This window comes from Providencia sp. wls1914 (assembly GCF_009706645.1).
GTDB lineage: Bacteria > Pseudomonadota > Gammaproteobacteria > Enterobacterales > Enterobacteriaceae > Providencia > Providencia zhijiangensis.
On record NZ_WLUN01000015.1, the window covers coordinates 71427 to 84419 of the forward strand.

The following is a 12993-nucleotide window of genomic DNA, read 5'->3' on the forward strand; positions in this document are numbered from 1 at the left end:
TCAAAAATTATGCCGCATAATAACACGAGGTTATTGTCCGCATATAATTACATATTAATAACATAGAAGATCAAACTAGATCCCGCCACGCACAAAACCACCAAGTCCATTTCTTTCCATAAACTCGCTGATCTTATGCCGGACATTTTCGCTGGTTTCTGCACTGAGCAAATCAGGTACTAACTCAGCCATCAATTGAGGATCAAGCTGACGAATTAAATATTTCATGCGAGGAACACTGCGCCCACTCATACTCAAACTACGATAACCCAATGCAATCAGCACCATAGCGCTTAATGGTTGCCCCGCCATTTCACCGCACACACTAATCGGCAAACCTATACGCTGACATTCCATATGTACCATGGATAGAAAACGCACCACCGCAGGGTGCAGATTATCATAGAGCGCCGCCACATGAGTGTTATTACGGTCGACGGCGAGTAAATATTGTGTAAAGTCGTTGGTACCTATCGAAATAAAATCAACTCGCTGCTTTAACTCTGGCAGCAAAAACAGGAGTGAAGGTACTTCCAACATCACGCCAATTGGAGGTAAATTAATCGATTTTCCGAGTTGTTGACTCACTTCATTTCTGGCGCGATTAATCAGCCCGATAGCTTCATCCACTTCATTAATGCTAGTGATCATCGGCAATAAAATACGTAAATTGCCCGTATCTTGGTTAGCTCTCAGCATAGAGCGCAGTTGGATCAAAAATATTTCAGGTTGATCCAGCATCACGCGGATCCCGCGCCATCCTAAGCAAGGATTTTCCTCGCTGATCGGCATATAAGGCAGTTGCTTGTCTGCGCCGATATCTAAAGTTCTTAATACCACAGGTTTCGTTGCAAAAAGTTGCAGTACATCCCGATATAACTGCTTCTGTTCATCCTCAGATGGGAAACCGTTGTGCAGCATAAATGGCAGTTCGGTTCGGTAGAGTCCAACACCATCCACCCCATCATGAATTTGCTGTTCATAGCGAGGGCTCAATCCGGCATTGAGGCAAATATCCACATGCTCACCGTTTTTGAGTACTGCATCTTGAGAAAGTGAGCCTTCCGCTAATCTGCTAAGCACATTTTCTTCTTCAATAATTTGCTGGTATTCCTGAGCGATGAAGTTTTCCGGCTCAATAAACACTTCGCCACGATAACCATCCAAAATCAGATGGCGATTATGTAATAAAGAAGGCTCAATATCCGCCCCCATAATCGCGGGGATCCCCATCGCTCGGATCAAAATCGCAGAGTGAGAGTGCGTTGCACCATCGCGCACAATCACACCCGCTAATTGTTCAAGTGGTAATTCTGCAAGAACGCTCGCACTTAGCTCATCAGCCACTAAGATAAAACGATCTGGCCATTGGCTGGTTGGTGTCAGTGAATCATCGAGATGAAATAATAAGCGCTGCCCTAAGGTACGAAGGTCGGAGCCGCGTTCTCTTAAATAGAGGTCACGTAAACGTGAGAATTGCAAAGCGTAATCTTCGATGACGGTTTTCACCGCCCACTCAGCCACCGCGCCTTGATTGATCGCCGTAAATAACCGCTTTTTCAGTTGGGGATCATTAAGTAAGTGGTTATATAGGTCGAAAATAGCCGCGCTTTCTTTCGATGAACTCGCCATAAACCGCTTACTAATATGACGAAACTCTGCTGCCGCACTTTCCAGCGCTATCACCAAGCGTTGACGCTCTTCATCAATATTTAATGTGGTCGCTTGATACACATTCTCTAAAGAAGGTTGAGAGGTATCTTGCCAACCATAAGCCATCGAAATTCCTTGAGAAACAGGAATAGCTTTGAGACGGTTTTGGCGATATTGACCGAAAATACCTTTTGTTTGCGCTTGGGATAATATCACCGCTAACTGCATCGATAGCGTGACCATAAAGGACTCTTCGGTTTCGCTGAATAACCGTTTTTCTCGCTGTTGAACCACCAGCACGCCCAGCAATTGGCGTCGATAAACGACAGGCACGCCGAGAAAGGCTTTGAGCTGCTCTTCTTTGAGTTGGGGAAGATATTTGAATTGCGGGTGTTCGCGAATATCGGCAAGGTTCAACATTTCCGATTGCCGACCGACAGCGCCAACAACCCCTTCATCGAATCCTAAACGAATAGCAATCCCGCTAGGCTTTTTCAGCCCGCGGGTTGCCATTAGGTAATAACATTGGCGAGGATGATCGGCTAAGTAAATCGAGCACACATCAGTGCGCATCGCTTTGCACGTCTCGTTGACCAAAACTTCAAGAGCTTGAGTGAGACTGGTCGCCATCGCGACCTTTTCGACAATGTCACGTAAACGCGTCAACATAGGCTTACTTAACTCCGCGCCTACGATTATTAAAAACAGGTCGTTGTGGTAATTTCTGTTCCTGCAAAGGCATAACTACGGGAGCGAATTCCTTCATCACACGGCGATAAACTTCGCGCTTAAAAGAGACCACTTGCCTAACAGGATACCAATAACTGACCCACCGCCAGCCGTCAAATTCTGGCGATTTACTGCGCTGCACGTTTATATCGGCGTCATTACATTGGAGTTGAAGTAAAAACCAACGTTGTTTCTGTCCAATACAAACAGGTTTTGTATCCCAACGCACCAAACGCTTAGGTAATTTGTAGCGTAACCAATTACGGGTAGATGCAAGTAACCTTACATCTTTACGCTGTAGTCCGACTTCCTCGTATAACTCACGATACATCGCTTGTTCTGGCGACTCCCCCGGGTTAATCCCACCTTGAGGAAATTGCCAAGAATGCTGACCATAACGGCGAGCCCATAAGACTTGACCTTGCCGATTACAAATTACAATTCCTACATTCGGGCGGTAGCCATCATCATCGATCACTAGACTACCTCAATAACCAAATTTGAAAGATGCCTAATTGTTTCACACATACCCAAACTGGTAAACCTATATCAATACAGTTTGCAGATATGTCTGAAGTAATTACAATAGTCTGCGTCTCAACGGGGTGCCATTTGGGCTGAGAAATAACCCGTAGAACCTGATCCGGCTAATACCGGCGTAGGGATTTGAGCTACCGCCTACAAATTATTGTATCGGTCCCTCCTCAAATCCTGTGTTTTTTTTATGATTTACGCAGGAATTAAAATGACTAAAAATAAACTCTTTACCTCACTCATTGCTTTAACCACCTTAAGTTTCGCTGCATTCGCCTCTGCCGAAAAACCAACGTTGACGGTGTATACCTATGATTCCTTTGCTGCGGAATGGGGCCCAGGCCCGCAAATCAAAAAGAATTTCGAAGCACAATGCGAATGTGAGTTAAAACTGGTTTCTCTAGGGGATGGTGTTGCACTACTGAATCGCCTACGTATGGAAGGGGAAAAAAGCAAAGCCGACATTATCTTAGGGTTAGATAACAACTTACTCGACTCCGCAGAAAAAACCGGCTTATTTGCCCCTGCAGATATCAAAACGGATGCGCTTAAATTACCTATCGAATGGACAAGCAAAACATTCATTCCTTATGATTATGGTTATTTCGCCTTTATCTATGACACCAATAAAATCAAGCAACCGCCAAAAAGTATGGACGAACTGCTTGATAGCAAAAATAATTGGAAAATCATTTACCAAGATCCACGCACCAGCACCCCAGGTTTAGGGTTGATGTTGTGGATTGAGAAAATCTACGGCGATAAATCGGCTGATGCATGGAAGAAAATGGCAGCCAAAACACTGACCGTGACCAAAGGTTGGAGTGAATCCTATGGGCTGTTCTTAAAAGGTGAAGGAGATTTTGTCCTGAGCTACACCTCTTCGCCGGGTTACCAAATTTTAAATGATAAGAAAGACAACTACGCAGCGGCGCTGTTCGATGAAGGGCATTATATGCAAGTCGAAGTGGCGGCAAGATTGAAACATAGCCCGCAGCCAGAGCTGGCAAAACAGTTCTTACAGTTTATGTTAACTCCTGAATTCCAAGGCACATTACCAACTACTAACTGGATGTATCCGGTTATCGATATGCCGTTGCCTGAAGTGTATAACGTGCTACCACTGCCTGCTAAATCCCTGCAATTTAGTGCGGCGGAAGTGGCTAAAGAACGTCAAACATGGACGCGTTTATGGCAAACCGCCGTCAGTCGTTAATCAATTTAACCTTATTACCGGGGGCAATAGCCTCCGGTCTTTTAATCGTCGTTGCCCTTCTCGCTTTTGGGGCGCTGTGGTTTTTCGCACCTGAAATTTCCCTCAGCGAGATAATCGACGACGATTATTTATGGCATGTCATCGGCTTTACGTTTTGGCAGGCATTGCTTTCCGCTATTTTCTCCATTATTCCCGCTATTTTTCTTGCAAGAGCTCTGTATCGCCGACGATTCTGGGGAAGAACACTATTGCTCCGCTTGTGTGCAATGACCTTAGTCTTGCCGGTTCTCGTCGCTGTTTTCGGTATTTTGTCGGTATATGGACAAACTGGATGGCTAGCAAAGTTGTGCCTATGGCTCGGTGTTGACTATCAGTTTTCCCCTTATGGTCTGCGTGGCATTTTATTAGCACATATCTTTTTCAATATGCCGCTCGCCACTCGAATGCTATTGCAATCCCTTGAAAATATTGCAATTGAGCAGCGCCAAAGTGCCGCTCAACTTGGGTTTAATGAGTGGCAGCAATTTACCATTCTAGAGTGGCCTTATTTACGCCGTCAGATGTTGCCAACAGGCGCGCTGATTTTCATGCTGTGCTTTGCCAGCTTTGCGACGGTACTGGCTCTGGGCGGCGGCCCTGCCGCGACCACTATCGAACTCGCAATTTACCAAGCGCTGAGTTACGACTTTGATTTAGGGCGTGCCACACTACTTGCGTTGATTCAACTGGGATGTTGCGTAGGATTAATGCTTATTTGCCAACGTATTAACCATGCTTTTTCCGTTGGGTTTAGCCACCAAACATCGTGGTTTGATCCTGCTGACAATCTATTTCGCCGTCTACGTGACTGGCTGGTGATCGCCGCAGCTATTTTACTATTAATTCCGCCGTTATTAGCAGTTATTGTTGATGGGCTCAACGGCCAATTACTGGATGTTTTACAGCAACCTGCGTTATGGCAAGCCACGTCCACCTCGCTGTTTATTGCACTCTGTGCGGGAGTTCTGTGTGTGATCCTCACGCTAATGCTGCTGTGGAGTAGCCGTGAACTGCGTTTAAGAAATGCATTAAAACTTGGACAAGCTATTGAGCTAAGCGGGCTGATTATTCTGGCGATGCCGGGCATTGTGCTGGCGACAGGCTTTTTTATCTTTTTCAATGAAACCATTGGAATACCCGAAACACCTTATCCGTTGGTGATCATGACTAACGCCTTACTTGCGATCCCTTACGCGCTCAAAGTGCTGGATAACCCAATGCGAGATCTGGCTCAACGCTATAACCCGTTATGCCAATCACTCGAAATTACCGGTTTTAACCGATTTAAAATCATTGAATTGCGTGCATTACGCAAACCTATCGCCCAAGCTTTGGCATTCGCTTGTGTGATTTCAATTGGGGATTTTGGCGTGGTCGCCTTGTTTGGTAATGAAGAGTTCCGCACCTTGCCTTACTATCTTTATCAGCAAATTGGGGCTTATCGAACCAATGACGGCGCGGTTACCGCGATGTTATTGCTGTTACTCTGTTTCTGCCTGTTTAGCCTGCTCGAACGCCTATCGGGGAAAACTCATGATTGAATTACAAAATCTGGATTATCAATACGATAACCTAAATATGCATTTTGATATTGTGGTAACTTCGGGGGAACGAGTTGCCGTAATGGGTCCTAGTGGCGCAGGCAAAAGCACGCTGCTCAGCCTAATCAGTGGGTTTCAATTTCCTCGCAGCGGCACTATCACCTTAAATGGTGAAAATCATACATTTACACCTCCAGCTAAGCGCCCTGTGTCCATGTTATTTCAAGAAAATAACCTGTTTGCTCATCTGACGGTTAGGCAGAACATTGGATTAGGTTTACAACCGAGCTTACGTTTGAGTGCATCACAAATGGCTGACGTCGAACAAATGGCACAGCAGGTTAGTTTAACCGACTGTTTAGACCGAACACCGGCGCAATTATCCGGTGGGCAGCGTCAACGAGCCGCGCTCGCCCGCTGTTTAATTCGTAACCAACCGATTTTATTGTTGGATGAGCCATTTTCTGCTCTCGACCCTGCATTACGCAGCGAAATGCTGCAATTGCTCAATGACGTTTGCGTGAGTAAATCCATCACGTTATTAATGGTCTCCCATAGTATTGAAGACTCACTACAAATCGCCCCTCGCAGCTTAGTGGTTGCCGATGGCGCGATTGTGTATGACGGCGATACTGAAACACTGTTACAAGGCAAAACCGACGCTTCTGCATTATTGGGCATTTCTAATTAGCTCGATAAATAATACTGTATAAATTCCCACTACTCGCGTATATTAATTTGCAGATTATTTACGCGAGTTTCCTTTATGCCTCAGTCAAATACCCCCGCTGAAAAAGGCTTTATTCTTAGCCGCCATTGGCGAGACACCCGATACGGTGTCGAGGTAAGCTATTGGTTACTTACGGATAATCAGCCGCAAAAAGTTATTGTTCCCTATCAGCAAGCGGTCGGTTTTTTACCTGAATCCAAGTTTCCGCTCGTACGCCATTTAATTGAAGGGCAAGCCGATATCAGTTATCGCGCCGTTGAACTGCGGGATTTTAAACGCGAAAAAGTCTATGCCATCTATTGCCAGCAATATCGTCAATTACAAAATCTGGATAAAAACTGCCAAGCGCTAGGTGTTGAGCTGCTGGAAACCGATATTCGCCCTTGTGAGCGTTATTTAATGGAGCGCTTTATTACCGCACCCGTGTGGTTTTCTCGCAATCATCAGGGGAAATATCAACTCAAACCCTGTGAAGGTTATCGCCCGACACTGCGCGCCGTTTCCCTCGATATTGAAACTAGCCAACATGGAGAGCTTTACTCGATTGGATTGTCTGGCTGCGGTGATAATGTGGTGTTTATGCTTGGCCCCGAACAAGGCCCAGCTCTGAATGACCAACATCGACTCGTATATGCCACGAGCCGCCCTCAATTACTTGAAAGACTGAACGAATGGCTGCAACAGTACGATCCCGATGCCATCATCGGCTGGAACCTGATCCAGTTTGATTTGCAAGTCTTACAAAAGCATGCGGAGCGCTATGGCATCCCTCTGTTACTCGGTCGGCAAGGGAAAAAACTCGAATGGCGAGAACACGGTTTTAAGCAAGGCGTCTTTTTTGCTTCTGCTGAAGGTCGCTTAATTATCGATGGTATTGATGCGTTAAAATCGGCAACGTGGAGTTTTAGTTCATTCAGTTTGGAATCCGTTGCTCAGCAGCTACTTGGGGAAGGGAAAGCCATCGATACTCCTTATGATCGCATGGATGAAATTAACCGCCGCTTTGCCCACGATAAACCCGCCCTCGCCCATTACAATATTCAAGACTGTATTTTGGTGCATCGCATCTTTGAAAAAACCGATTTAATGGCGTTCTTGCAAGAGCGTTCGACGGTGACAGGATTAGCAGCCGATCGCATGGGGGGCTCTGTGGCCGCATTTTCCCATTTATATATTCCTCGGCTACACCGTTTAGGGTTTGTTGCCCCCACACTCTCAGAGCAAAAATTTCAGCTTAACCCCGGCGGATTCGTGATGGATTCACAGCCCGGTTTGTATGACTCCGTTTTGGTGCTTGATTACAAAAGCCTGTATCCCTCTATTATTCGCACCTTTTTAATAGACCCTGCAGGCATGATTGAAGGGCTTGCACACCCAGAATCTGAACACTCTGTTGAAGGGTTTCGCGGTGCTTGGTTTTCCCGTACGACCCATTGCTTACCAGATATTGTTAGCCACATTTGGCAAGGCCGTGATAAAGCCAAACAGCAAAAAAATGCCCCGCTTTCTCAAGCCCTCAAAATTATTATGAATGCTTTTGCGGGGGTCTTGGGTGCCGATGGATGCCGCTTTTTTGATCCACGATTAACCGCGTCAATTACCATGCGCGGTCATGAAATTATGCGAATTACCAAACAATTGATTGAATCCCAAGGGTATCAGGTGATTTATGGAGATACTGACTCCACTTTTGTTTGGCTGCGAGATCCCCATACCGATGAACAAGCCCAAAAAGTGGGTTATCAACTGCGTGACCATGTGAATAATTGGTGGAAACAGCATCTTAAAGAAGAGTGGCAACTTGATGGCGTGCTCGAACTTGAGTATGAAACCCATTATCGGCGCTTTTTGATGCCAACAATTAGAGGCACAGACCAAGGTAGTAAAAAACGCTATGCGGGTTTAAGCCAAGATACGATGGTTTTTAAGGGATTAGAAACTATTCGCTCTGACTGGACGCCCCTCGCACAAAACTTCCAAAAAGAGCTGTATACGCGCATTTTTTATCGCCAGCCTTATCGGGAATTTATTCGTGACTATATTCATGCCATTCGTTCAGGAGAATATGACGATCGCTTGATTTACCGCAAGCGGCTACGGCGTAAATTGTCAGATTATCAACGTAATGTGCCGCCTCATGTGCGCGCTGCCCGTCAAGCCGATGAATATAATTTGAAATTACAGCGCCCTTTGCAGTATCAAAATGGCGGGTGGATCAGCTATCTCATTACTCAGGCAGGCCCTGAACCCTTAGAGACCGTGACCGCGAAACCTGACTATGAGCACTATATTCTTAAGCAAATCAAACCTATCGCCGATGGAATTCTGCCATTTCTGCAAGATGATTTTGACGCCATTTTGACTGGGCAAATCAATCTTTTGTTTTAAAGCCTAACGAACAGTCCGAATTGTACAATTCTTATTACAATTGCCGCATTTTTAACAGGTGACGATAAGCGAATGTTGAATTAATATAACGCCCCTTTGATATCTCGACCTGTTATACGCACAGCTTGGCGAGAAAATCGGCTATACTCATCATAATTCGAGCAGCGCGACTCGAAAGAGAAAAGAGCTATAATTGCCAAACGGCAAAACGATTAAAAAAATTTCGCATCACCCTTGGTATATAACCGTTATATCAACACTGGGCAAAGACACCGGTTAGTTGTCTTAAACATCTAAAAATAAACAATCAAAATTATGGAATTAAATTAAACCTATGCCATTTACTCTTGGTCAACGCTGGATCAGCGACACAGAAAGCGAACTTGGGTTAGGCGCCGTCGTGGCTATTGATGCCCGTATGGTGACGTTGCTTTTCCCTGCCACTGGGGAAAATCGACTGTACTCACGTAGTGATGCCCCAATTACCCGAGTGATGTTCAACGAAGGTGATACCATCACCAGTCACGAAGGTTGGCAGCTACAAGTTGAAAGTATTCAAGAAGATAAAGGGTTATTGACCTACACAGGAACGCGTTTAGACACCCAAGAAGCGGATGTCAGCCTGAGAGAAGTGTTCCTTGATAGCAAGCTAACGTTTAATAAGCCACAAGATAGACTGTTCGCCGGTCAAATCGATCGTATGGATCGTTTTGCTCTGCGTTTTCGCGCACGTAAATTCCAAAGCGAACAAGTTAAACACCAATCTACGGGTCTGCGTGGTATCCGCGCGAGTTTGATCCCGCACCAATTGCATATTGCTAACGAAGTCGGTAAGCGTCACAACCCCCGAGTTTTACTGGCGGATGAAGTGGGCTTAGGGAAAACCATCGAAGCGGGTATGATAATCCATCAACAATTGATGGCAGGTCGTGCTGAGCGCGTATTGGTCATTGTCCCAGATAGCTTACAACATCAGTGGCTGGTGGAAATGCTGCGCCGTTTTAACCTGCGTTTCTCCCTGTTTGATGATAGCCGCTACAGCGAAGCCCAACATGACAGCGATAACCCATTTGAAACAGAGCAATTAGTTCTGTGTTCTCTGGATTTTGTTCGTCGTAATAAACAGCGTTTTGACCAACTCGTCGAAGCGGGTTGGGACATGATGGTGGTCGATGAAGCTCACCACCTGCAATGGAGCGAAACTGCCCCAAGCCGTGAGTATCAAGTGATTGAAACCTTAGCAGAGCACGTTCCTTCTGTTTTACTGCTAACGGCAACACCAGAGCAATTAGGTCAAGAGAGCCACTTTGCGCGTTTGCGCCTCCTCGACCCTAGCCGCTTCCATGACTACCAAGAGTTCTTAGCCGAGCAAGAAAATTATCGCCCTGTCGCCGATGCGGTTTCACTGCTACTTTCTGGCGATAAACTGACGAATGATCAGCAAAACCTGCTCAACGAGCTTATCAAAGAACAAGATATTGAACCGTTATTAAAAGCTGCAAATCTTGAAGGTGATGATAGCCAAGCCGCTCGCCAAGAACTGATCCATATGCTGATGGACAGACACGGTACTAGCCGCCTGTTATTTAGAAACACCCGTAATGGTGTCAAAGGCTTCCCACGCCGTGAATTGCATTCTTTAAAAATGCCACTACCAACTCAATACCAAACGGCAATCAAAGTCGCTGGCATTATGGGCACGAAAAAGGATGTGGAAACTCGCGCGAAAGAGATGCTGTATCCAGAACAAATCTACCAAGAATTTGAAGGCGAAAACGCCACTTGGTGGAACTTCGACCCACGTGTTGAATGGTTAATGGGCTTCTTAACTGCGAATCGCCACGAAAAAGTACTGGTTATCTGTGCCAAAGCCGCCACAGCACTGCAGCTTGAGCAAGTTCTGCGTGAGCGTGAAGGGATCCGAGCGGCGGTATTCCACGAAGGTCTATCCCTGCTAGAACGTGACCGCGCGGCAGCTTATTTCGCTTCACAAGAAGAAGGTGCACAAGTTTTACTGTGCTCTGAAATTGGTTCAGAAGGCCGTAACTTCCAGTTTGCTAACCAATTAGTGATGTTTGACCTGCCATTCAACCCTGACCTGCTTGAGCAGCGTATTGGTCGTTTGGATCGTATTGGTCAAAGCCGCGATATCGTGATCAACGTGCCTTACTTGGAAAACACCGCACAAGCTGTGTTGATCCGTTGGTACCATGAAGGTTTAGATGCTTTCGAGCATACTTGCCCTACCGGTCGTACTATTTACGATAAATATTACCAACAACTGCTGCAATTTATGGCTGAGCCAATCATCACTGACGGGTTTGATGAATTTATTAAAACCTGCCGCGAAGAGCACGATGCACTCAAAGCACAGCTAGAGCAAGGTCGTGACCGTTTGCTGGAAATGCACTCAAATGGCGGTGAAGCAGGTAATAAATTAGCCGAAGAGATTGGTGAAGGTGATAACGAAACCGAGCTGGTTAACTTTGCATTGAACCTGTTTGATATTGTTGGGATCAACCAAGAAGATAAGAGCGATAACTTAATTATCCTCACGCCATCCGACCATATGTTAGTGCCTGACTTCCCAGGGTTACCGCAAGATGGCTGCACTATCACTTTTGACCGTGAACAAGCACTTTCCCGCGAAGATACGCAGTTTATTAGCTGGGAACATCCGATTATTCGCAACGGTTTAGATTTAGTGTTATCCGGCGATACGGGTAGCTGTGCTGTTTCTGTTTTGAAAAACAAAGCGTTGCCAGTGGGTACCTTGTTGACCGAACTGGTTTATGTGGTAGAAGCTCAGGCGCCGAAACATCTGCAAATCAGCCGTTTCTTACCGGCGACTCCAGTTCGCTTATTAATTGATTTAAAAGGCAATAACCTCTCTTCACAAGTGGAGTTTGAGAGTTTTAACCGCCAATTAAATGCCATCAACCGTCATATGGCGAGCAAGTTGGTCAATGCGGTACAAAACGAGGTGCATTCTGTATTACGCCTCTCTGAGCCGATGGTCGAGAAAGAAGCGAAATCCATTATTGAGAATGCTAAAGAAGCGGCTGATAAAGCCCTGACTCTGGAGCTGTCTCGCTTGGAAGCGCTAAAAGCGGTTAACCCAAATATCCGTGATGAAGAACTCGATATTATCGAGGAAGAGCGTCGCCAATTGATGACCAATATCGACCAAGCTTCATGGCGCCTCGACGCTATCCGCTTAGTGGTTGTCACGCATCAGTAGAGAATGTAGCTCGGCACTAGCGGTGCTGGCTAAGAGCAGCCAACACCGCTACAGCGTGAAGAATCTAGGATAAAAAGTAGATATTTATAGTTTGGCTTTTGACTTTATATCTCTATTATTAGCCAAAATTATTCGCGTTGTAGCTAGGCGGCAAACGAAGATATCCCTAGGAGCACACATCAGTATGTGACTAGGGTAGCTAAGAGCAGCCAACACCGCTACAGCGTGAAGAATGAAGGATAAAAGAAATGTTACCCTACAACCCGCCAACTGAACCATGGCTACACATACTCTACCAAGATGAGCATATTATTGTAGTCAACAAACCTAGCGGCTTACTCTCCGTGCCAGGAAAAGCCCCAGAGCACCATGACAGCATCATGAGCCGCATTCAGCGGGATCACCCTGCGGCGGAGTCTGTTCACCGTTTAGATATGGCAACCAGTGGTGTTATGGTGGTGGCTCTGCATAAAGCGGCTGAGCGTGAACTTAAGCGTCAGTTTAGAGAGCGTGAGCCGAAAAAACATTATGTTGCTCGCGTGTGGGGTCATTTGGAAAAACCAGAGGGTTTGGTGGATTTGCCGCTGATTTGTGACTGGCCGAATCGACCTAAGCAGAAAGTCTGTTTTGAAACGGGGAAATCGGCGCAAACCGAATACCAAGTTTTAGAATATGAAGAGCAGGCAACGCGAGTCAAACTTTCGCCAATTACGGGACGGTCTCATCAGCTACGTGTGCATATGCTTGCGTTAGGGCACCCTATTCTTGGTGACAGATTTTATGCCCATGAAGAAGCTTTAGCATTAGCGCCGCGTTTGCAGTTACATGCTCAAGAGCTGTATATCACTCACCCAGAGTATGGCACGCCAATGCATTTTACTTGCCCGCCCGATTTTTAATCTTATTGAAGCGCTTAGGCGAT

The 12993-nt window shown here is 45.9% G+C and carries 7 protein-coding genes, 1 pseudogene and 1 riboswitch; of the genes and pseudogenes, 6 read left to right on the top strand and 2 right to left on the bottom strand.

The features are described from left to right. Positions 1-75: 75 nt before the first annotated feature. Positions 76-2322, bottom strand: a complete 2247-nt coding sequence (gene ptsP, locus GKR74_RS09390; protein ID WP_154603371.1) for a phosphoenolpyruvate--protein phosphotransferase — start codon at positions 2320-2322, stop codon at positions 76-78. Positions 2323-2326: 4 nt separating this feature from the next. After that, positions 2327-2860, bottom strand: a complete 534-nt coding sequence (gene rppH / locus GKR74_RS09395; protein ID WP_006659219.1) for an RNA pyrophosphohydrolase — start codon at positions 2858-2860, stop codon at positions 2327-2329. 113 nt (positions 2861-2973) lie between these two features. Continuing rightward, positions 2974-3065, top strand: a riboswitch (TPP riboswitch). Between the two features lie 62 nt (positions 3066-3127). Between rppH and thiB the strand changes: the two genes are divergently transcribed. From thiB to rluA, 6 genes and pseudogenes are all read left to right on the top strand, one after another. Beyond that, complete coding sequence (gene thiB, locus GKR74_RS09400) at positions 3128-4132, top strand: thiamine ABC transporter substrate binding subunit (RefSeq protein ID WP_154603372.1); 1005 nt, start codon at positions 3128-3130, stop codon at positions 4130-4132. Then, positions 4108-5709 (top strand): annotated as a pseudogene (gene thiP, locus GKR74_RS09405) (thiamine/thiamine pyrophosphate ABC transporter permease ThiP); the annotation flags it as partial. The gene thiB and the pseudogene thiP, both read left to right, overlap by 25 nt. Further along, positions 5705-6403 carry a thiamine ABC transporter ATP-binding protein ThiQ gene (gene thiQ, locus GKR74_RS09410; protein WP_154603373.1) on the top strand — a complete coding sequence of 233 codons (699 nt, stop codon included), beginning with the start codon at positions 5705-5707 and terminating at the stop codon, positions 6401-6403. The pseudogene thiP and the gene thiQ, both read left to right, overlap by 5 nt. A 75-nt stretch (positions 6404-6478) precedes the next feature. Then, entirely contained in the window at positions 6479-8830 is a 2352-nt protein-coding gene (locus tag GKR74_RS09415) for a DNA polymerase II (protein WP_154603374.1), read from the top strand. Positions 8831-9164: 334 nt separating this feature from the next. Beyond that, entirely contained in the window at positions 9165-12071 is a 2907-nt protein-coding gene (rapA, locus tag GKR74_RS09420) for an RNA polymerase-associated protein RapA (protein WP_154603375.1), read from the top strand. A 248-nt stretch (positions 12072-12319) separates the two neighbouring features. Further along, entirely contained in the window at positions 12320-12970 is a 651-nt protein-coding gene (gene rluA, locus GKR74_RS09425; RefSeq protein ID WP_154603376.1) for a bifunctional tRNA pseudouridine(32) synthase/23S rRNA pseudouridine(746) synthase RluA, read from the top strand. Positions 12971-12993: the final 23 nt, after the last annotated feature.

What these genes read in the sequence shown, in the direction of transcription:
- ptsP (WP_154603371.1), bottom strand. Translation starts at nt 2,322, where the DNA reads ATGTTGACGCGTTTACGTGACATTGTCGAAAAGGTCGCGATGGCGACC.
- thiB (WP_154603372.1), top strand. Translation starts at nt 3,128, where the DNA reads ATGACTAAAAATAAACTCTTTACCTCACTCATTGCTTTAACCACCTTA.
- thiQ (WP_154603373.1), top strand. Translation starts at nt 5,705, where the DNA reads ATGATTGAATTACAAAATCTGGATTATCAATACGATAACCTAAATATG.
- GKR74_RS09415 (WP_154603374.1), top strand. Translation starts at nt 6,479, where the DNA reads ATGCCTCAGTCAAATACCCCCGCTGAAAAAGGCTTTATTCTTAGCCGC.
- rapA (WP_154603375.1), top strand. Translation starts at nt 9,165, where the DNA reads ATGCCATTTACTCTTGGTCAACGCTGGATCAGCGACACAGAAAGCGAA.
- rluA (WP_154603376.1), top strand. Translation starts at nt 12,320, where the DNA reads ATGTTACCCTACAACCCGCCAACTGAACCATGGCTACACATACTCTAC.